Origin of the sequence: Wolbachia endosymbiont (group A) of Icerya purchasi (assembly GCF_947251635.1) — a bacterium.
GTDB classification, from domain to species: domain Bacteria; phylum Pseudomonadota; class Alphaproteobacteria; order Rickettsiales; family Anaplasmataceae; genus Wolbachia; species Wolbachia pipientis.
Map to the genome: position 1 here is coordinate 721,051 of NZ_OX366357.1, position 22,142 is coordinate 743,192.

Sequence of the window (22,142 nt, forward strand, 5' to 3'; positions counted from 1 at the left end):
CCAAACTGATTAAAAGAGCTATATCAATATAAAATTAATACATTAAATATTATTCAAGCTCCACTTTAGTTGCTCCTGCTTCAATAAGTTTTTGCTTGATTTTTTCTGCTTCGTCTTTAGGAACATTAGCAGTCAAATCTTTAGGTAAAGATTCAACCAACTCTTTTGCTTCTTTTAAACCCAATGTAGAATTAACCTCTCTCACAGCTTTAATAACTCCTATTTTTTTACTCGCATCAATTTCTTTAATCACAACTTTATACTCAGCTTTTTCTTGAGCAGCAGGAGCAGCAGCATTATCACCAATAGGCGCCCCAGCACCAACAGCTCCACCAAGAAAAGAACCAGCAGGCAACCCTATTTTCTCTTCTAAAACTTTTACAAGTTCAGAAGCCTCTAATAGGTTTAAAGATAATATTTTATCAACCAAATCACTTGTTACATTACTCATAATTACCACCTTACTTAACAACAAATTTATTTTTTAGAACTATAATAATCCAAAACTCTCATAAGCCTCATAGAAGATGAATTAATAGACAACGCTAACCGAGCAGGAATATCATAAGATATTAAACGCATAATTTTAACACGCAATTCATCCAGAGAAGGCAACTTAGCCAGTTTATTAACATCTTCCACTGTTAACAATTCATTTAAATGAGCTGCGCAAATCACAGACATTTTTTCTTTGTTAGCATTAGTAAAATCAACTATTAATTTTGCAGCTTCTACTATGCCACTAGAGTATATAATAGCAACAGGACCGGAAAATTTGCCTGATAAATAAGAGAATTTACCAGTCCTTTCCAAAGCCAAGCGCGCTAGAGTGTTTTTAACTACTAATACCCCACCTGCTATAGACTTCAGACTATTCCTCAGAGTTAATGAATCATTAGCATTTATAGATTTAAAATTTACTAATATCAAGAAATCATTATTTACAAATACGTTTATTGTGCTCTGTATAAATTCATCCTTATCTTTACGCTTCACGGTATCACTCCCTTAAATTATATCTTCCACTTTGCCTATCTTATAAGCTTTACCCATAGTTGAATTAAAAAAAACACCCTTAAAGTAAATTCCTTTCGCAGAAATAGGTTTATTATCTTTAATTACTTTAAGAAAGGCTTTTAAATTTTCTAGCAAGTCATCAATATCAAATTTAATATTTCCTAATTTACCATGAATAACACCATTTTTATCTGTTCTAAATTTTACCTGACCAGACTTAATGGTTTTAATAGCTTCTGCAATGTTAGAAGTCACAGTACCAAATTTAGGGTTAGGCATCAGCCCTTTAGCACCCAATACTTTTGCAATAGGAGTGATTTTTGCCATAAAATCAGGAGTAGTAATGCACCAATCAACATCTAACTTTCTACCTTTTTTTATTTCTTCAACTAAATCCTCTCCTCCTGCAATATCAGCACCAGCTTTTTCAGCTTCTAATAAATGTTTATCTTGAGCGAAAACAGCTACTTTAATATTCTTCCCGATACCTTTAGGCAAAACTACTGTACCACGCACCTGCTCTTCAGATTTACGTGAATCTACGCCTAAATTGACCGCAATATCAACTGATTCATTAAATTTTGCTGAAGCAGACTCAACCATCTTCTTCAAACACTGCTTAGGATTATCATTATATGTATTCATTTACCTAACCTTCCACAACTTCTATACCCATAGATTTTGCAGTGCCTACAACCATTTTCACTGCTGAATCTTCATTATCCACTTTCATATCAACCATCTTGCACTTTGCTACTTTAATTATAGCAGACATAGGTAATTTAGCCACTAATTCTTTACCAGGATTACCAGAACTTTTACTTAATTTAGCCTCCTGCTTAAGTAAATAAGCCACAGGCGGACCGCTGACAGTAAAATCATGAGAGCGATCATCCTTTATGGAAATTCGCACTGTTACTAAATCGCCTACTTTATAATTAGCGTTAGCAGCACTAGTAACTTTATTAAAAGCTTCACAAAACTTAGGAACAGGTATACCACGTGGACCAAGTACTGAAGCAATTTTCGGTCCTGGAACTGCTTTCCCAGCTTCCATAAGTAAGTTAATCTTAGCAATTATAACACTCATAATTAATCCTCTATTTTCTCTACTTGAGCCAGATCAAGCTCTATTATTGTCGGCTTACCTAAAATCGATACTTCCACATTAATAATTTTTTTCTCATCGTTTACCATATTTACCTTACCAGTAAAATTTTGAAAAAGACCATCATTAATTTTCACTTTTTCACCTTTTTCATAACCATAACCTAACTTCTTTGTCTCTTGAGCATTATAAAGTGCATTACACATTGAGTGAATCTCATCATCCAAAATCACCTTTGGAATATTACCGTTTTTCAAAAATCCATAAACCTTAAGAGATTTTGGTATATTATTGATAAAATTCAATACTTCATCGCATAAATTCACGTATAAAAAGACATAACCAGGAAAGCATTTCCTTCGTGTAGCAATTTTCTTAGATTTCAACTCTACTTCACTTAGCTCTTCATATGGAATAAAAACTTCCTTAAAGTAATCATTAACACCCAATCTCATAGAATTTTCCAATATATGTTGGCGCACTTTCTCTTCACAATTGGAAGCAACTCTCAAGATATACCATTTATATCTATTAAATTCTTTACACTTTAAACTTATCTCATCATCTGAAATCATCTCAAAATCACCAGATTCGCCACTGCAGAATCCAGGCGTTTGATTCAAAATATTTTTGCTTTCATCACACAGATGCATATATACATACACTTCACATAATTCTTTTATATCAGACTTTGAATTACATACCGTTTGATAAGGAATAAACACTTCCTTAAAATAAACAGCATTACTTACCAATTCGCGTATGTTTTGCTCATATCCATAATCAACTTTAATGATATACCATTTATATTCACATTCCATAAATAATTCCAAATAAAGCCTTAATTACGTAAAGAGACATAAAATCCACAAAACAGAAGAAAATCGAAAAGCATAATATAACAATCATTACAACAAATAGAGATGACAACACCTCCTGTTTCTTTACCCAAGCAATTCTTCGTATTTCTTGCTTTATATCACAGAAAAAACCACACAAACTTTTTAACATTTCCACCACAACATTAATGCAGGAGCGATAGGAATTGAACCTACAACCTCTGGTTTTGGAGACCAGCGCTCTACCAATTGAGCTACACTCCTATAACTCAAACTCTCACTCCAAAATTTCAGAAACAACACCAGAACCAACAGTTCTACCGCCTTCTCTTATCGCAAAACGCAATCCCTTATCCATTGCTATCGGTACTTGCAATTCTACTTCTACACTCACATTATCTCCTGGCATTACCATCTCCTTCCCATCTAGCAATTTTATGCTCCCAGTTACATCCGTTGTCCTTAAATAAAACTGTGGCTGGTAATTCGCAAAAAATGGTGTATGCCTTCCTCCTTCCTCTTTCTTTAATATATAAACCTCCGCCTTAAACTTTCTATGCGGCGTTATCGTCCCCGGTTTTGCCAATACTTGCCCTCTCTCTACTTCTTCTCTTTTTGTTCCTCTTAACAATATTCCTACATTGAGTCCTGCACTCCCCTTATCCAGCAATTTCTTAAACATTTCTACACCTGTGCATATCGTCTTTTGCGTTCCCTTCAGACCTATTATCTCTATCTCTTCTCCCGTCTTTATCTCTCCCTTCTCTATCCTTCCTGTTACCACCGTTCCTCGCCCCGATATCGAAAACACATCTTCAATTGGCAATAAAAATGGTAAATCCACAGGCCTTGGTGGAACCGCCACATATTCATCTAACTTTTCCATCAATTTATCTATTGATTTCTTTCCATATTCGCTGCTGTCATCCTCCAGCGCCTTGAGTGCTGAACCAACTACCACAGGCACTTCATCCCCTGGAAATCCGTATTTATTCAGCAATTCCCTCACTTCCATTTCTACTAAATCTATCATATCAGCATCAGCAACATCAGCTTTATTTATATACACCACGATATATCCAACACCCACCTGCTTCGCCAGCAATATATGCTCTCTCGTTTGTGGCATTGGCCCATCAACCCCTGACACTACCAATATCGCCGCATCCATCTGTGCTGCACCTACTATCATGTTCTTTACATAGTCAGCGTGTCCAGGACAATCAACGTGTGCATAATGCCTTTTCTCTGTCTGATACTCAACATGCGCTGTTGCTATCGTTATCCCCCTCTTCCTTTCTTCTGGCGCTTTATCTATCTGATCGTACGCTACAAAATTTCCATAATGCTTTGTTATCGCCGCTGTTAACGTTGTCTTCCCATGATCCACATGTCCTATTGTTCCCACATTTACATGCGGCTTTCCAAATGCTTCCACTATTGCTGTCATAATTATTACCCTTAATTATACTTTAACTTTAACTCATCAACCACATATTGTGGCACTTGCTCATAACAAGAAAAATGCATACTATACTGCGCCCTTCCCTGAGACATAGAACGCAAAACGTTGATATAACCAAACATATTTGCAAGAGGTACCGAAGCAGTAATTATTTTACTATTATTACCTAAATCGAGCATATCAGCAACATTTCCTCTTCTACTATTTATATCACCCATAACATCACCCATATATTCTTCAGGAGTAATGATTTCAACTTTCATTATAGGCTCCAGCATTTTTGGACCAGCTTTATTTGCCATCTCTTTAAAAGCACCTTTAGCAGCAAGTTCAAAAGCTAAAGGACTAGAATCAACCTCATGAAAAGCACCATCAAGAAGGGTAGCCTTAAAATCAATCAACGGAAATCCCGAAATTATACCACCTTCTTTTATCAACTCCAAACCATTTTCTACCCCAGGAATATACTCTTTTGGAATAGCACCACCTACAATTTTACTTTCAAATTGAAACCCAGAACCAGGCTCAAGAGGTTCAAATTTTATTTTAACCTTAGCAAACTGACCAGCTCCACCAGATTGTTTTTTATGAGTGTAATCAATTTCAACAGATTTAGTGATAGTTTCACGATATGCAACCTGAGGAGCACCGACATTAGCCTCAACGTTAAACTCGCGCTTCATTCTATCAACAATAATCTCAAGATGGAGCTCACCCATGCCTTTCAATATAGTCTGGCCGCTTTCCGCATTTACTGACATTCTCAAAGAAGGATCTTCTGCAACCAACCTATTTAGAGCAATACCTAATTTTTCCTGATCTGAAGTGGTTTTAGGTTCCACAGCAATTTCAATAACGGGCTCAGGAAATTCCATACGCTCCAATAATATAGGAAAATCAACAGAACATAAAGTATCTCCGGTGGTTGTTTTCTTTAGCCCAACTAAAGCAACTATATCTCCAGCCCTAGCCTCAGTTATATCTTCTCGGTTATTTGCATGCATAAGTAACATTCTGCCAATCCCTTCAGTTTCGTTTTTTAACGCATTTGAAACGGTAGATTTAGACTTTAATTTACCAGAATAAATACGGATAAACGTCAAGCTGCCTACAAATTTATCCGTCATCACTTTAAATGCAAGAGCAACAAATTTCTCTTTTTCTGAAGGTTTGACCTCAATTTTCTTTTCTGAATCTTTAGGATCAATTCCAACAATTACATCAACATCAATAGGAGAAGGTAAAAAGTCAACCACACCATCTAAAAGTGGTTGTACGCCTTTATTTTTAAAAGCTGATCCACATAACACAGGAACAAATTTTCCTTTAATGGTCCCATTTCTCACGCATTTTTTCAGTAAATCCACTGGCAGATCATTAGACTCAAAGTAAGTATTCATCGCTTCATCATCCATCTCAGCTGCAGCATCTAATAAAAGATTTCGATATTCTTGAGCCTTATCAAGCAAATCAGAAGGAATATCTTCATAAGAAAATTTAGCGCCCAACGTTTCTTCTTGCCATATAATGGCTTTCATAGAAATAAGGTCAATTATACCTTTGAAATCTTTCTCACTCCCTATTGGTAAATGAATAACTAAAGGTGCTGCACCAAGCTTCGTCTTTATCATATCAACACATCGATAAAAATTTGCCCCTATTCTATCCATCTTATTAACAAAGCAGATACGAGGAACGCTATATTTATCAGCTTGACGCCACACTGTCTCAGATTGAGGTTCAACTCCAGCAACTCCATCAAATACAGCAACTGCACCATCCAAAACCCTTAAAGATCTCTCAACTTCAATAGTGAAATCAACGTGACCAGGAGTGTCTATTATATTGACCCTATGATCATTCCAAAAACATGTTGTTGCAGCAGATGTGATTGTAATACCACGCTCTTTTTCCTGCTCCATCCAATCCATAGAAGCTGCACCATCGTGCACTTCACCAATTCTATTTTGCTTACCAGTATAAAATAAAATACGCTCTGTTGTGGTAGTCTTGCCAGCATCTATGTGAGCCATTATCCCTATATTTCTGTATTTAGATATTCCAATTTCCATATCACAATTAATTAGCTAACATTAAAAACGAAGATGAGAAAATGCCTTATTAGCTTCAGCCATTTTATATTTTTCTTCGCACATCTTAAACGCACCACCGCGTTTATTATAAGCATCCAGTATTTCAGATTGCAAACAATCAACAGTGGTTTTTCCACTCTTTTTTCGAGCAGCAGAAGTTGCTTTAGCAATCCACCTTAACGCTAAAGAAACCGCCCTATCTTGTCGAACTTCAACAGGTACTTGATAAGTTGCACCACCAATGCGTCGAGAACGCACTTCTATAGAAGGAGTAACATTTCCTACTGCTGTCTCAAAAATTGATAACCCACCTTCGCCTATTTTCTTTTCAGCTAAAGACAAAGCGTCATAGATAATCTTTTCTGCAGTAGATTTTTTACCACATTTCATGATTGTATTAATGAAACGCATCAGCAAAACACTGCCGTAACGGGAATCAGGACTTATTTCTCTTTTTTTTGCTTTATTCCGACGAGCCATAAACTTTAACCAGATTTCTTTACACCATATTTTGAACGAGCTTTCTTTCGATTTTGCACACCACGCAGATCAAGGGCACCTCTTATTATGTGATAACGCACACCTGGCAAATCTTTAACCCGCCCACCACGTATCAAAACAACAGAGTGTTCTTGTAAATTATGACCTTCACCAGGTATATAAGCCATCACTTCACCATACCCACTAATTTTTACTCTGGCTACTTTACGGAGTGCTGAGTTAGGCTTTCTAGGAGTTGTAGTATACACCTTAGTGCAAACACCTCTCCTTTGAGGGTTGTTTTCTCCCAAAGCTGGTACCTTTTTCTTATGGGTCAATCCTAATCTACCCTTACGTATTAATTGATTTATCGTAGGCATATGTTATAAACTCAAGCTCATTAAAATAACTAAGTTTTTAGTTATAAAATAATAAACCTCAATAGTCAATATAAAAATAAACATTACTACTCTAATAATTAAACTCAACTGCCTTGAAAGCCATCAGTAGACTTCTTGCACTACCTCCCAAGACACAACTATCATTCAGTAGAAACGAAAAAACTTACTTGACACCCTTTGCCAGCCCTCTTATCATGAAACTGAAGCTATTTATTTATCTTCTCTGTACAGATTAAATGACAAAAAAACTCAACGTATCTGGCGTCTCATGTTTAATTTTTTGCACTATGTGTACCTTATGTCTTTATCAAATTTCTAGGTTTTTACCTACACAAGCTGAAATACGCTTATAAAGCATTTAAAACATTAAAAAACGCCAACTTAAAAAATGGATAGTGAATAATTAGCTACCCTAGGGTTTCTTTTGCCTTTTTTCTGTTTAGTAAATTTCTTAAACATTTATGACTAAAGGTTAGTTGCATTAAAAAGCAGCTAAATCGCGGTTATTAAGCGTTTAGAATAAAAAAACGCCATACTTGAAAGTATAACGTAAGTAATTAGCCAACCATGGGGCTTCTTTTGCCTTTTTTTTATTTGGTAAATTTCTTAAACATTTATAGCTAAACGACAATCGTCATCCCGCTGCTTGTTAGCGGGATCTCTTGTTAGCGCCGCGGCGGCATGACGTAGAAGCTATACTTTTATGCTCACCAACTTAGCTGGATCCAAGTAGTCAAGCTACTTGGATCTGCAAATTGCAATGTTCGTACAGCTGCGTGCTTGACACCGGGATTTAGTGCAGCTACCCTAAACTGGAAGCTCATCTTGCTATTCTTGGCTGAAAGGAACATATTTTTAGAATAATGAAAACAATCAGCACTTTAATTCAAGAAGGATCGGAGTTATTATCGTCACATAAAGTTGAATCACCACATTTAGATTGTGAAATCATCATGCAGCACGTACTTGGAGTGGAAAGATCATTCATAATTATGAACCATGCTGATCAAGTGCCGATGGAGAAAGAACTTTTATTTTGGAAATTAACAAAAAAAAGAGCGGAAAGATATCCAATATCGCAAATAATAGGTAATCGTGAATTCTGGAGTAAAAATTTTATAGTTAACCAGCATGTTTTGGATCCAAGACCAGATAGTGAAACACTAATCTCAACAGTGTTAAAATATTACCCAAATAAAAAGCAGAGACTAAAAATTGCAGATTTTGGTACAGGCACAGGTTGTTTATTGATATCCGTACTTAGTGAGTATGAATATGCCGTTGGTATCGGTTTTGAAAAAAGCTTGGAAGCATACAAAGTTGCCTATCAGAACACAAAGAAACATGATCTTCTCAGCAGAGCCAAAATATTTCCAAGCTCATGGACAGAGTGCAGAGGTTCATTTGATCTGATAATTAGCAATCCTCCATATATTAAAAGAAGCAAATTAAAAGACTTACAAGCCGAAGTGCAAAAAGAGCCAAGAATTGCTCTTGATGGTGGAATTGATGGTTTAAACTGTTACTTGAGTATTTTTCCAATATTGAAAAAGTGCCTTAAAAAAAATGGGTTTGCAATATTGGAGATAGGTGAAGATCAAAATGATATTGACAAAATAATACCCTCATACAAATTAGCTTTTCAGGAATATGTACATGATTTGGCAGGAATGAAGAGGTGCATTGTTATGCAAAAAACATAGCTAATGTTTTCTTCCTTCATCCCATATTATCCTATGTCATCCCAGTACCCTCTAGCTAGTCATCCAAGTAGCGTGACTACTTGGATCTATATTTACTATGGTCAAGGCATAGGATGACAGGAACGGTTTTATGCATTTTTTAAAAGGGCAACATGTTTAAGCTTTGCTGGCAAAGTGGAAAGTAAGGCCAGCCTCTATACCGTGTGTGTAAAACAATGTATTACCTATATTTATATCTTCTTTTGCTGCATTTGCTGGTTTACTCTGATCATCAAGCTTCTTTTTACCCCTGTTATTAGGATCATCTATAATTTCTCCAAGCGCATCCGTTGTAAGTTTAAGACCATCACCAATAACACCAAAACCTCTATATCCGATATGCATATTTACATCTTCGTTTATGTGATAATCAAGGCCAGCTTTTAATTGACCTGCGGGTCTTATTGACGATTTTTCAAACATTGTCATTCTTGTTGCACCGACTCCAACCCCAACATAAGGAGAAAAAGAGAAACGTTCACTCTTCCAATGATGATAAACATTTGCCATTAGAGACATGTTTTCAATTTGGTCATGATTAACTGTAGCACTATAGATATAAGTTTTTTTACCAGCATCCTTACCAATGTCCTTTAGGTATGAAACAGTTATTTGACTACTTGCTAAACCAATATTATCCACTTTTACAGAAGAATACATTCCTTCTAATTCAGCCCTATAGCTGTTGTTACCCAATTCTCCTGTGTAACCAAGTGCTACATTTGCAGCAAAAGGTGGATTGTAATCTCCTTTATACTTACTTAGTAATTGACCTTCTGTATTCTGAACACTCCTGTCATTTATAGACAAATTTTTGATACCTGTAGTGCTTGTTTTTAGTTCACCCGTACTATTAAAAAATTGACCATAATACCCACCACCAAAGTAAAACCCTTCTGTTTCACTTGCAAAAGATTGTTGCGACAACAGCAAAGCAAGCGCTGTAACCGCTAATGTTTTTTTATTAATCATTACTACTCCCCTACTTAAAATAGCTAATCTAATACTAATTAATTAAAAATGGCTTAATATGAAAAACCTAATGATTTGCATAACTTGCACTTTCCTGAGCTAAAAATAGGCAAAGTTAACCTTACTTCTCGTCAATATCCTCATCTTCAAATTCATCCTCCTCTTCTTCGTCATCAAATTCATCCTCCTCTTTTTTGTCATCAAACCCATCATCATCTTCTTCAAACTTATCGTCAATATCTTCATCATCAATATCTTCGTCTGCAAATTCATCTGATTCATCATACACTGCATCTTCGGTTTTAGTTTCAGCAGGATAATCAACTGAATTAGGTCCCTCAAGAGCATTATTCCCCTCGTTATTAACCTTATCTTTGCTCGCAGTGGCAGAAAGAACTTTGTTTGGATCATATGGTTCTTGTGTAGGCACACGAGTTTGCTTGAGCAGTCTTTTTGTGAAGGTGCTATCACTATAGTACAAAATTTTCTTTGATTTAATTGGGTAAGTTGACTCTATTAAAATTATCTGATCGTCGCGTGGCAACATAATAACTTCTTGAGGCAATAGCAATGCCCTCTGTGTTTCAGAGATATGCAACGACCTTGAAGCAGGATTTAAATCTAAAAATTTAGGCTTATTCAACGATTCTTGTTGTACAGTTTTATTTCCTATAAGTTGCGATATTAAATTAGCTGTTTCAATATTATTGGCTGCAAAAGTTATTCTGTAAGTCGAGTTTGACAAAAAGGAGTTCATCCCTGCTTCTTCGTATATTCCTTTGAGCTGCTCAGTATCTTGAACAATTAAGAATAACCTAACTCGATAACCACGAAAATATGCAATACCTGTTTGAAATTGCTCCATTTTTCCAAGTGTAGGAAACTCATCCATTAAAAACAATACGCCATAAGGCTCGTCATCCGATGGCAATTTTCTACATAAAAACTCAGTTGCCTGTTGGTAAAAAACCTGCATTAAAGGCCTGAGCCTAGTCAAGTTGTCAGGAGTTAAACCAACATAAACTGTAGTTTTCTTCTTTTTAAAATCTAAAATATTAAAATCACTTGACGCAGTTGCAGTATCAATCAATGGGTTTGCCCACAATTCAAGCGATGAGTTCATAGTTGATACAACACCCGATCTTTCTTTATCAGCTTTTTGTAAAAAAGCTGCAATATTCATATATGCTACAGGGTGTATTATTTTACCCATTGTATCAAGAGCAACAGCAAGATTATAAACTACGTCATCACTACGCATCGTACGCACAACTTCACCAAAAGATTTAACTTTCTCTGGTGCAGCAAGTAAGTATAATACCACTCCAACAAATAAGCTTCTTGCTTCATTTTGCCAAAAGTCTTGTTCAGGCATGATTAGGTTAGCTATTTTCTGCACATCGTCAACCATCTGCCCAGGTTTTTTACTAATCCATTGTAATGGATTGTAACAGTGACTTATTCCATCTGGCTGCGCTGGATTCCATACGTATACTTTTTGTCCTTGTCGTTCTCGCCAACCACTTGTTATTTCATAGTTTTCTAATTTTATGTCGTGTACAATTACCGAGTCAGTCCAAAATAATAAATTAGGAATTACGAAGCCAACACCCTTACCAGAACCTGTAGGTGCAAATAACAATGCATGCTGAAACCCATCAGCAATAAAGCATCCTCTTTTATCTTTACCAAGCAATAATCCCTTTTTGCTTCTTAATCCTGCTTTTCGTATGTCTTTCTCTGATGCCCACTGCGAGTCTCCATGAAGTGATTCTTTCTTTTTAAATGGTCGCCACTCAATTATCCTTTCTCTTAAATTCCACAAAATAATCATTAAAACAATGATAGGCAGTGCAGAAGATATAATTAATGTGATTTTGAGCTCAAGGCTATATAACTCTGGATGATGCCAACAATATTGTATATGATCAAAGATTGTTGGCCAAAGAGCTTGAGGAAAAGGCGTCAAACTAGGATTAATTGCCTTAAAATCCACAGCATCCGGACCGTCAACTAATAGAAAGAACAGTATACCAGATAGATAGAAGCAAAACTCAAGTATGCTAAAAGCTACTACACCTCCTATGAGAATATTACGTAGGTGATTTCCATTACTCATAAACTACTCTTCCTTAACTTATGTATAAATTTAAGCATTTTCGCTCGCAGATCTAGTAAATAATATCTCAGAAATGCTTCTTTTGCCCCCCCCGGTTCTTTTTAGCTGAATAACAATATCAATCACATTTCTAATGTATGGTATAATTTGGTCTGGAGGAATGCCAAGATTTGCCTGCATAATCATCAATTTTACTTGCTCAAGGACCATTGTTGGACTATCCGCATGAAGGGTTGATATTGATCCAGGGTGACCAGTATTTATCGCCCTGAGAAAACTAAAAGCTTCCGCTCCACGGAGCTCACCAACTATTATTCTGTCTGGCCTTAAACGTAAGCACGCTTCTATCAAATCTTGAGTGGTTACTTTTGCTCTGCCCTGCCCTCCTTTAGAGGCAATTAGATGGACTTTATTGGGATGATCGTTCAAAACGATTTCCCTTGCATCCTCAACAGTAATAATTCTTTCCTCAGCTGGAATAGCACGCAAAGTAGCATTAGTAAAAGTAGTCTTACCAGTCGAAGTTCCACCACTAATTATAATATTTTTCTTACTTATTACAGCGTATTCTAAAAACTCTTTTATTTTTTTTTGCCTTAACAATAAATCCAAATGACGGTCAACTGGATTATCAGTTGCTTCTGTAACAGTTTCAGAAAAAGCCCCCATTTTTTCGTAATCATCGAGTGCTAACTTCATGCTAGAAGGCTTACGAATCGACATGACTACTTTATCAGGTTCACATGCTGGCGGAAATACTATCTGTATACGATAACCATTTGGTAATGTTGCCGAAAGTAACGGCGCTTCTTCGCTAAGTTTTTGTTCTGTAGCTTGAGCAATCAGTCTGCCAAGAGATTTCAAATGGTTAAGATCGAATACTTCTAATTTTTCACACCTTATTTCACCGCGATTTTCAATCCATACTTCCTTTGGCTTATTTATTGATATTTCATTTACGCCTTCTTCTTGAAATATGCCTTGTAATGGCTCCAAATATGTATCAAGTGCAGCATAGTTCATTTCATTGATTTAATATTGCCTGTGGAGGAAATACTATATCTTGGTTAACAAATACTTTCAATGCAGTGCCTTGATCGACATAAATAGTTGGTTTTTTATCTGTATATCTGCCCACTATATCTCGCATGTCTTTAGAAAAATCCTGGATTGATTTCCCGATTGCTTCATCATGAACAGATTTGCTCCCTTGTCTCCGCAATAATTCCTTTATATCTTCCAAAGTTATTTCATCAACCTTACTACTATCAATTGAGACCAAGCTTAGGTCTCCTACTACTCGCTTAAATATCTCAACTAAGCTCTTTTCATTAGACGCATTCTTAATTTTTCTAATAGCTCCAAACCCAAGTTTCCACTTATCATTCTTTGCATTCTTTTCATCTTCCTCAGACATGCTCTTCTTACCAATAATATCCTTAAGGGGAGAGATATCTATTTCAGTTGCAGTGATGGATCTCACCGCATCCATAGGAGTTAGCGTGTCAACAAGATTAGAAGCCTTTTGCCCTATAACAGCTGAACCAATCGAAACACCAGCAAGTGCCACTGAAGAGAATAACGCACTTACTATTTTGTTATCAACTATTCCTGCTATCCCTGCTCTACCAAGCTCGTCAGTACCAAGTGATGAGATTGCAATATCTATTCCATGTGGCAGAATCACTCTATTCCAGTTTATATTTACACGAGATTTAGCAACATTCGAGTCAAATGAATAACTGCCTATCAATCTTGAGCCTTTAGGTATTAAAACTGTATCACCAGTTTCTGCATAAACATCTCTACTCACCATAGCACGCAGCATTCCTTGCAGATCAGAGTTTATTGCAGTTTCAAGAACAGCATCAATAATTTTACCTTGAGTAACCATTAAACCAAACTTTCCTACTCTGGTAGCTTTGCTCGATTGTGCTGAAGTGTCGGATAAAATAGCATCAGCAGCCTTATTCTCTCCACCACCACTTGAAATTGTTAACATTTGTGCACTACGTCTGTCTCTAGGATAAACTACACCCCCTATTGTAGGAAACGAGGTGGGTAAATTGCCCATAACATTACTAGAAGGAAAATTTTGCTTTGGCAAAATAGGTATATTTGACACAGAAGTTTCTTTTGGTTTCTCTTCTTCTTTTTTAATTTGTTTTATTTCTGGTACGATTTGTGGTGTAGGAAGAGGAGGTAAGGGTGGTAAGGAATCGGTTATTATTCTTTCAGGAACCATCACATTATCTGGAACTTGTTCCAACTTTCCTTTCAATTCTTGAACGTTTTGCTTTGTTTCCTCTTTTTTAATAACTTCTGAACCCTCTTTATGAGAAGGACTAAAATAGAGATAATACACTCCACCAACCAGAAGTACTAAAATAATGACCATCAATGCCCTATGACCTTGATTAGAGCCAACTGTTACTACCTTGTTCTCTATTTCCGACTCATCTTCTGAATTGTTACGCCTTTCTTTATTCATATTGCATGTACCACAGCTAAAGTGACCTATTTATAATTTCAACTTCACCATCTTCATAACGCATAAATAGCTTTTTATGTACTCCTTTTATTATAACATAATCATCAAATAACAGCCTTTTACAAGGTTTATCCTCCCCTTCTACAAAAATCTGAGGTATTTTATTATTATCTCTAAATTTTAAATAGGTTAAATAACCATCATCAAATAACTCAATCGGAACTATACCCGCATTACCACCTTCATCAATATATGTATAATTGTACTTCGTATCATTTTCTTGTATTATTTTTTCTAGCTTGTCTGTAGTATATTGCATTTGAGTAGGTAAAGAAACCTCATCTAAATCAACATCAAATTCACCTTCTTCTTGAGGATAATAAAAACGTACTACGTAAGATATATCCTTTTCAGCAGAATAATCGTGATCCACTTTCTTAGCATCAGTATCCGGGTATTTATCGTAGTTTGGCCTTGAGATTAAATCAAAAATGTAATTTCTTTTTTTAGTTGTCGTAATAATCATGTTAGTGCAACTACTAACTTCAAATGGCATGATAAGCAATTTATTGTCATAAGGATTAATTTTCCAACTTGATGCATCACCAACAGCGATATTTTTAACTTTTTCTCCTTCCGCAAATTCAATATAAGAATAGTAACCCTGACTAAAAACCACCGTAAATACTTCATTAGGGCTATACACAAAAGTCTTTATTCTACTATCTACAGAAATAGGCTCATTATAATTAATGGATGCGTTTAAATTGCCACTGACAAGTAAAGCTAAAACTAATAATATCCTATACATATTCATCATCTACTCTATATGAAATAACTTGAAATCCTAATGGGTTAATATATCTTTGCTGATCATCCATTTCAAGCGATGCATACCTATATGACATAATAACTATCTTGTTTTTTCTTGTGGAACTTCCATCTTTTCGTGTAAATTCCACAAAAAATCTCACCTGAAGAGCATCGTTACCCAATTTTTGAATTGAGCGAATTTTAAATTCACTTTTGGTATCTGAATATAAATTAAAAAGATCATCCATATTCTGCGATCCTATATAATTTCTAAATTCATTATACACATTAGGTAAGGAAAACAACCTCACCTTTGTATAATAGTTATAATTATAATGATATGGATCAAAAACCTCCCTTGCTTTTATATACTCTGAAATAAAATAATCGTTTAGCGCTTCATCTGCAGAATACTCTTTTACTGTGACAGGATCAACCAATTGCACTATTCCTGATTTCTTGTCAATTTCTATAACAAATGGCTCAATAGTGCTACTTGTGCTAATTTTAAATATGACCAATATGCTGATAGAGATCGTTGCTAATAATATTAATGCAAATAAAAGTAGAATATTCCTTTGAGCAATAACTGTGCTGTAGCGGTTTGAATTCCAATTTATATCCTTATCTAAGGATTCAGTATTTTTTTCTCGTTTAAAAAATCTTAGCATTTTAGTATTCCTCAAAATCTTAACTTATGTTAAAAAACATAGCAAATTAACAAAGTAGTTACAGCAAAAAAGCTAAAAAAACTCTTAATCTATGGCCTAATTTACCAAATTTTGTCTCCATATATGAATCGTTATATTTATTACGTTCCACAATAAGTGGTAGACACTTTGTAACCTCTATACCACTACTTTCCAATTCTGACAATTTCCTATCATTGTTTGTAAGTAATTGGATTTTGTTAATGTTCAATTTCTTAAGCATTTTAGCTGCAACAACAAAACTCCTTTCATCATCTTCAAAACCCAATATTCTATTTGCATCAACAGTATCAAGATTATGTCCTCTTTGCATACTGTACGCTCTTAACTTATTAGTTAAACCAATACCTCTTCCATCTTGCATCAAATACAATATAATACCACTTCCAGAGTCAGCTATCATTTGAATTGCTTGATGTAACTGACTTCTGCAATCGCATGACAAGCTATCTAACAAGTCACCCGTATAACACGAAGAATGAATTCTTACTAATGGTTCGCCATCTTTATCTGGATTGCCAATGATAATTGCATGATGTTCTCTTCCACCACTTTCGGTTCTATAAGATATGATATTTACTTCTTGAGTCTGTTTTAAAAATAATGATGTTTTGCACACTTCATATACATCCTGATTTTCTTGAAAATTATTTATGAATGACGTGTCCAGTGCAATAACGTCATTTTTCTCGCACCAATTTCGCATTTCATGATTATTCTCAAAAGTCATATCAGCCACTAACGCGTATGGCAATAATTCTGAGAACTTAAGCAAGGCAATAGCACATTCATCTATTGTCTTTGAGCATTGCAACTCTTTTATGCAATCTTCCTTTGAACAGTTTATTAAATGGAGCAGTTCATCAAAATTATTCACCAACAGACGTTTGCTGTTATGTTCTTTATTCTGAGATATGTATTTTACCTTACTTGAAGTTAAAGTAACATATACATTGCTTGATATAAGCTTGTATTGATTAAATAAATCTCTTTCTAAAGCCTCAACAGCAGCAAACAATAGGTAATTACTTTCATCATATATTACAATTGGCCGACCGCGCCTGATTTCGCTGATAGCTCTTTCTACCTTATTGCTACTCTGATTTCCTATAAACATTTTTACCCATATTAAACAGTGATAAAAACTGGTGCGGCCGAGAAGACTTGAACTTCCAAGGCTTTATGAGCCACAGCGACCTCAACGCTGCGTGTCTACCAATTCCACCACGGCCGCACTATATTCTAGTTTTTATATAATTATTTTAAATTACTTAATCATTTTAGAACTTTTCATCTAGAGTGTCAATCTGATACTAGAATAATTTAGAAATTGTTTGTATAATTTGATTATGAATTTTGTGATTATAAATTTTAATCATTTAAGATAACCTTACTACTAATTTTTAACTTAGGTTTTTATACAAATGAATATAGCTAATATCTTTATTTTTTTAGCTCTCTCTCTTATAACTAGCTTTCATTTCGTCCATGCACAAATATTATACACATGGTCTCAAGTTATCCCAGAAAATAAACTAAGCATACGCGCAATTACGGATAATGACATGTGTCCCATTGTTTATGTTGATGGCGAGGAAACAGAAATGCTGAATCGCAGCTCAATTAACAATGGTGATCATAACGAAACAGTTTGTGAACTGACAGTACAAACAAGTGCCAAAAACATTAGTATTGAGGATCTACGGGTTCCTATATTACCAAAAAAGGTTAATAAAATTGCTTTCATTGGTGACACGGGCTGTAGAATAAATATGTTATTTCAGCAGGAATGTAATTCGGTAGATAGCTGGCCTTTAAAAAAAAATTTAGATTCAATCGCCCTTCATAAACCAGATTTAATTATCCATGTTGGTGATTATCATTATAGACAAACAAAATGTAGAAATACAAAAAAGTGTGGCGATATTTATGGATATAATAAAGAAGTTTGGTACGCTGATTGGTTTGAGCCTGCAAAGGATATTTTATCACAATCCCCTTTCCTTTTTGTTCGTGGAAACCATGAGAGTTGTGATAGAGCTTATGAAGGATGGTTCAGGTATCTAGATTCATACCCCTTTTCGTCTGAAAAATGTGGAAACTTCGTTTCTGGTTGGTCCTTAGATGCTGGACCGATGAAATTTTTTATCTTCGACTCTTCATCCGGTGAGGATATTTTTACGACCCAAAGCACAATTGATGCTTTTGAGAGGCAATTTGATAAATTGATACAAAATAGTTCTGACAAGCCCATGTGGTTTTTAACTCATAAACCGCTTTGGAGATCTCCAAAAAAAGAATTTTTGACATTAAAAAGCCATGGTAATCTTACACAAATCGAAGCTTTTGGAGATAAATTTCCAAGCAATGTTACTACCATAGTTTCTGGCCACATTCATATAGCCCAGATTTTATTAATGGATAATGTTCCAGACCAAATTATAGTTGGAAACGGTGGTGCATCATTACACGCTCAAGATCAAGAATCTGTTTATCAAAATGTAGAATTTGACTATTCAAATGGTAAAAACTACTTAGCACACGAGGTTAGAAACTTTTTTGGCTTTGGCTTTGCAATACTAAATTTAGATGATCACGAATTTACCTTCTATAATCAACACAATAAGGAAATGTATTCTGCGAAGCTAACAGAAGATTTTAAACTTAAACGGATTAAAACTATAGTCGATTCATTTTAGGATTTGTTATTAGCTATTTTAAAAACACTACTTAAACATTTTTTTTAATCGATTGATTTCATCAGCAAATTTTGAGTCGGTCTTTATAAAATTTTCTACTTGTTTTACTGCATGTATAACAGTAGCATGGTCTCTGCCACCAAAGTTTCTCCCAATATCTGGTAGGCTTTTTTGCGTAAATTTTTTGGCAAAATACATAGCTATTTGTCTTGGCCTTGCAAGACTGCGAAGCCTTCTATTGGATTGCATATCTGCAACCTTTATATTGAAAAATTCAGCTACTTTCTTTTGTATTTCTTCTATTGTGACTGACCTATGATTTGACCTAAGAAGATCGATTAGGGTTTCACTAGCTGATTCTACCGTCATACTTCTTCCAATTAATGAGGTATGGGTAACCTTATTTAATGCTCCTTCTAATTCTCTTATATTAGATTTTATGTTCCTTGCTAAAAACTCTAGGACATCTTTCGGAACATACATATTCATCTGCTCCACTTTTGCCTGCAATATACCAAGCCTTAATTCAAAAGTTGTTTCATTAATATCTGCCACCAACCCCCAACCGAGTCGTGATTTTATTCTTTCTTCCACTCCATCAAGATCACTAGGAGACCTATCAGCTGATATAACCAATTGTTTATTTTGGTCTATCAATGCATTGAAAGTGTGAAAAAATTCTTCTTGTGTACTATCTTTACCACTGATAAATTGCACATCATCTACCATCAATACATCTACTGATCTAAATTGCTCTTTAAATAACATAATATCTTTGCTTCGCAGCGCTGTAATATATTGGTACATGAATTTCTCTGCTGATAAATACACCACTTTTCTTTTTGCTGATGGGGAATTGACTATGTGCCAAGCTATAGCATGCATTAGATGTGTTTTACCAAGTCCCACTCCACCATATAGAAACAAAGGATTGCTGCCTAATATTGGATCTATAGATTCTGCCACACGCTTTGCCGCCGTAAATGCTAATTCATTTGGCTTTCCCACTACAAAATTATCAAAGGTGAACCTTGGATCCAGCGGCGAACCAAGATTATGATTACTTTCCTCTCTGTTTTTTAGTATAACATTAAAACTTGAATTCCTTTCCTCAATTACTTGAATATCAATAGAACGTATGCTTTTATCTTCGCTTTGCCATAATGATAATATTTTTTTCATGTAATGAACTGTAATCCACTCTTTTATAAACCTTGTTGACACGGATAAAAGAACTTCCCCATTTCTGCTACTGACAAATTTTAGTGAACTCAGCCAGCTATTATATGTTGCTTCTCCATAAAGATTATAAAGACAATTTTGGATTTTTTCCCAAGTAACATTGTGATCCGTTACTGTAATAACCCGATCAAAAAACATAGTAGAAACCTTAGGGCTAGTTAAGTTCATATACCACACCAAGAAAAAAGCAATAATTAGAAAAACATAAGATAATCAATAGCTTACTGCAAAATGAAAAGCTAATACTACTTAATACATACTAAAAATTATGGTGATTTTTTGATGGGTTGTAAAGGGTATAAAAACATTAAAATTGATCATTTTTATTTCAAAAAAATGAAAAATTTGTAAATGTCGCTTGTATCGAGGATTAGAAGCATGCTATTAAAAACAGTAATACATTATGTATAAATAAGATGTTAAATTTACCGGTAAATAAGTAAAGTATTCATATAAATATAGCTAACCTAATATAGATTTACTGAAGCAAATTTATGATTATATTAAGTAATTTGAGTTGTTATGCTGTATTCGGTATTGAACTAGAGTTTTACATTGAAGGAATAGAAAAAGAATACTTATTTCTGAATAGCATCAAAAATAAAATAGCATCTCTTGAATTTTCTTGCGAGAAGGAGAATTCTACACATCAGTATGAAATAAAAAGTGGTTGTTATACGAACTCCGACAATTTAATTAAGCATTTTGAGTTAGCAAAACAATCACTTACTGAAACAGCACAAAAACTAGGTGGGAATATTTCTTTTAAAGCAAAGCCCTATTTGGATAGAGCAGGCAGTGCATTAAATGTGCATGTTAATCTCGTGAATTCAAATAACGATAACTTATTTTATATCAATGAGCAAAAGTACAGTGACTATCTGATTCATAGTATTGGTGGATTATGTGCAATGATGAAAAAACATATGTTGTTTTTTGCTCCAAATGATGATTCATATTTAAGATTTCAGTACCCGGATATTTATACTCCAACTACGATTAGTTGGGGGGTAAATAACAGAACTGCTGCGATAAGAATTCCCTATTTTGGCAACGATTCCAAAAGATGCCGCCTAGAGCACCGTGTTCCTGGAACAGATTGTAACCTTGAAAAAGTACTCACAGCAATAATTGAAGGTATAGTTTTTGGTATAGAGAACAAAATTGCTCCGCCAAATAGAGTGTATGGCATTGCATCTGATCCTCAATATAAGATGGAGAGTTTGATATAGTAACTACATCTAAAACCCTAACCCGTTAAATGGCTGTTGGATAATTGGCTGTTTTAGCACTTCCATCACATCATTATTTACATTCCCGCACTGTAATAGCCACTCTGCAGGAGATAGTTTTCTCTCAGGTTTAGATTCTATACTAATATTTGCACTTGGTCTTTCAGGAAGTGGATTACCAAGCGCATCCATGTGTTTAGGTAAAGGTTCCATAACAATATTTGTAGCACTAGAAACGGAATGACTATCTTTAGTATCAGCGCTTTTAGAAAGTGAATTACCTTTGAAATCCATATGTTTAGGTAGTCCATTTTTCATTTCTTCTTCTGCTCTTTTATTTTTTAATTCTTCTTCTAGATCAGTTTCAGTTCTTTTTGGTTCTTTTACGGTATCTTTTTCTTCACCTTCATCAACACTGCTATACCCTTCATCTTCTGAAACTTTATCTCCTGAAACACGAGTAATTTCAGCTTTAGTTCTTATTTTATGAATCAGCGAAAGTAATAAGTAAGTAACTGCAGCGGCAGAAACGATAATGGCTATCTTTGCGGCAATGTGGATTGCTGTTAAAAATATTAAAGCTGATAAAGCTCCAGCTAATCCAGACACAATAACTTTATTTTTGCCCTTTGTTACATTTAGAATTGCCACCATAATAACCTCTCAAATACTGTTCTAGAATTATTATACAGGAATTTTCTTATACTTGCAATTTTGTG

Annotated in this window: 22 protein-coding genes and 2 tRNA genes; 3 read left to right on the forward strand and 21 right to left on the reverse strand. The window is 34.9% G+C overall.

Translation table 11 applies throughout. From position 1 onward, the window contains the following. Positions 1-49 precede the first annotated feature (49 nt). From rplL to rpsL, 11 genes are all read right to left on the reverse strand, one after another. Complete coding sequence (gene rplL, locus OPR17_RS03745) at positions 50-451, reverse strand: 50S ribosomal protein L7/L12 (protein ID WP_007551887.1); 402 nt, start codon at positions 449-451, stop codon at positions 50-52. A 26-nt stretch (positions 452-477) separates the two neighbouring features. Next, a complete protein-coding gene (gene rplJ / locus OPR17_RS03750) occupies positions 478-996 on the reverse strand; it encodes a 50S ribosomal protein L10 (RefSeq protein ID WP_006279539.1) in 519 nt (172 codons plus the stop codon). Between the two features lie 12 nt (positions 997-1,008). Beyond that, positions 1,009-1,662: a 50S ribosomal protein L1 gene (rplA, locus tag OPR17_RS03755; RefSeq protein WP_265021205.1), complete on the reverse strand. Its 654-nt coding sequence runs from the start codon at positions 1,660-1,662 to the stop codon at positions 1,009-1,011. Between the two features lie 4 nt (positions 1,663-1,666). Further along, entirely contained in the window at positions 1,667-2,107 is a 441-nt protein-coding gene (locus OPR17_RS03760; RefSeq protein WP_265021206.1) for a 50S ribosomal protein L11, read from the reverse strand. A gap of 2 nt (positions 2,108-2,109) precedes the next feature. Further along, positions 2,110-2,946: a transcription termination/antitermination protein NusG gene (nusG, locus tag OPR17_RS03765; protein WP_070356705.1), complete on the reverse strand. Its 837-nt coding sequence runs from the start codon at positions 2,944-2,946 to the stop codon at positions 2,110-2,112. After that, a complete protein-coding gene (secE, locus tag OPR17_RS03770) occupies positions 2,936-3,136 on the reverse strand; it encodes a preprotein translocase subunit SecE (protein WP_022626186.1) in 201 nt (66 codons plus the stop codon). The genes nusG and secE overlap by 11 nt, the downstream gene beginning before the upstream one ends. A 19-nt stretch (positions 3,137-3,155) precedes the next feature. Next, a tRNA-Trp gene (locus OPR17_RS03775) sits at positions 3,156-3,228 on the reverse strand. Between the two features lie 13 nt (positions 3,229-3,241). Beyond that, positions 3,242-4,414, reverse strand: coding sequence for an elongation factor Tu (gene tuf, locus OPR17_RS03780; protein ID WP_265021207.1), 1,173 nt, complete (start codon positions 4,412-4,414; stop codon positions 3,242-3,244). A gap of 11 nt (positions 4,415-4,425) precedes the next feature. Continuing rightward, the gene (gene fusA, locus OPR17_RS03785; RefSeq protein WP_265021208.1) at positions 4,426-6,501 is read right to left on the reverse strand and encodes an elongation factor G; all 2,076 of its coding nucleotides are present in this window, start codon (positions 6,499-6,501) and stop codon (positions 4,426-4,428) included. Positions 6,502-6,522: 21 nt separating this feature from the next. Further along, positions 6,523-7,002 carry a 30S ribosomal protein S7 gene (gene rpsG / locus OPR17_RS03790; RefSeq protein WP_007549313.1) on the reverse strand — a complete coding sequence of 160 codons (480 nt, stop codon included), beginning with the start codon at positions 7,000-7,002 and terminating at the stop codon, positions 6,523-6,525. 5 nt (positions 7,003-7,007) lie between these two features. Further along, on the reverse strand, positions 7,008-7,382 hold the full coding sequence (gene rpsL / locus OPR17_RS03795; protein ID WP_265021209.1) for a 30S ribosomal protein S12: 375 nt from the start codon (positions 7,380-7,382) through the stop codon (positions 7,008-7,010). An 884-nt stretch (positions 7,383-8,266) separates the two neighbouring features. Between rpsL and prmC the strand changes: the two genes are divergently transcribed. Next, the gene (prmC, locus tag OPR17_RS03800) at positions 8,267-9,106 is read left to right on the forward strand and encodes a peptide chain release factor N(5)-glutamine methyltransferase (RefSeq protein ID WP_077188468.1); all 840 of its coding nucleotides are present in this window, start codon (positions 8,267-8,269) and stop codon (positions 9,104-9,106) included. A 156-nt stretch (positions 9,107-9,262) separates the two neighbouring features. Here the strand turns inward: prmC and OPR17_RS03805 are convergent, their stop codons facing one another. The 8 genes from OPR17_RS03805 to OPR17_RS03840 all read right to left on the reverse strand — a co-directional run bounded on the left by OPR17_RS03805 (position 9,263) and on the right by OPR17_RS03840 (position 17,484). Then, on the reverse strand, positions 9,263-10,117 hold the full coding sequence (locus OPR17_RS03805) for a P44/Msp2 family outer membrane protein (protein WP_265021210.1): 855 nt from the start codon (positions 10,115-10,117) through the stop codon (positions 9,263-9,265). Between the two features lie 121 nt (positions 10,118-10,238). Continuing rightward, positions 10,239-12,236, reverse strand: coding sequence for a type IV secretory system conjugative DNA transfer family protein (locus OPR17_RS03810; protein ID WP_265021211.1), 1,998 nt, complete (start codon positions 12,234-12,236; stop codon positions 10,239-10,241). A 30-nt stretch (positions 12,237-12,266) separates the two neighbouring features. After that, positions 12,267-13,259 (reverse strand): P-type DNA transfer ATPase VirB11, encoded by a 993-nt coding sequence (gene virB11, locus OPR17_RS03815; RefSeq protein ID WP_265021212.1) that lies wholly within the window; start codon positions 13,257-13,259, stop codon positions 12,267-12,269. A gap of 1 nt (position 13,260) precedes the next feature. Then, positions 13,261-14,727, reverse strand: a complete 1,467-nt coding sequence (locus OPR17_RS03820) for a TraB/TrbI/VirB10 family type IV secretion system protein (protein WP_265021213.1) — start codon at positions 14,725-14,727, stop codon at positions 13,261-13,263. A gap of 16 nt (positions 14,728-14,743) precedes the next feature. After that, on the reverse strand, positions 14,744-15,544 hold the full coding sequence (virB9, locus tag OPR17_RS03825; RefSeq protein WP_265021214.1) for a P-type conjugative transfer protein VirB9: 801 nt from the start codon (positions 15,542-15,544) through the stop codon (positions 14,744-14,746). Then, the gene (locus OPR17_RS03830; RefSeq protein ID WP_265021215.1) at positions 15,531-16,211 is read right to left on the reverse strand and encodes a VirB8 family type IV secretion system protein; all 681 of its coding nucleotides are present in this window, start codon (positions 16,209-16,211) and stop codon (positions 15,531-15,533) included. Before OPR17_RS03830 ends, virB9 begins: the two co-directional genes overlap by 14 nt. 58 nt (positions 16,212-16,269) lie before the next feature. After that, positions 16,270-17,367, reverse strand: coding sequence for a GTP cyclohydrolase II (locus tag OPR17_RS03835; protein WP_265021216.1), 1,098 nt, complete (start codon positions 17,365-17,367; stop codon positions 16,270-16,272). Positions 17,368-17,396: 29 nt separating this feature from the next. Then, positions 17,397-17,484 (reverse strand) — tRNA-Leu (locus tag OPR17_RS03840). A gap of 190 nt (positions 17,485-17,674) precedes the next feature. On the opposite strand from OPR17_RS03840, the gene OPR17_RS03845 reads away from it, so the two are divergent. After that, on the forward strand, positions 17,675-18,949 hold the full coding sequence (locus OPR17_RS03845; RefSeq protein ID WP_265021217.1) for a metallophosphoesterase: 1,275 nt from the start codon (positions 17,675-17,677) through the stop codon (positions 18,947-18,949). Between the two features lie 27 nt (positions 18,950-18,976). On the opposite strand, the gene dnaA is transcribed toward OPR17_RS03845, so the two are convergent. After that, positions 18,977-20,359, reverse strand: coding sequence for a chromosomal replication initiator protein DnaA (gene dnaA / locus OPR17_RS03850; protein ID WP_265021218.1), 1,383 nt, complete (start codon positions 20,357-20,359; stop codon positions 18,977-18,979). A 326-nt stretch (positions 20,360-20,685) separates the two neighbouring features. On the opposite strand from dnaA, the gene OPR17_RS03855 reads away from it, so the two are divergent. Then, positions 20,686-21,423: a type I glutamate--ammonia ligase gene (locus OPR17_RS03855; RefSeq protein ID WP_265021219.1), complete on the forward strand. Its 738-nt coding sequence runs from the start codon at positions 20,686-20,688 to the stop codon at positions 21,421-21,423. 9 nt (positions 21,424-21,432) lie between these two features. On the opposite strand, the gene OPR17_RS03860 is transcribed toward OPR17_RS03855, so the two are convergent. After that, entirely contained in the window at positions 21,433-22,077 is a 645-nt protein-coding gene (locus tag OPR17_RS03860) for a hypothetical protein (RefSeq protein WP_265021220.1), read from the reverse strand. Positions 22,078-22,142 lie beyond the last annotated feature (65 nt).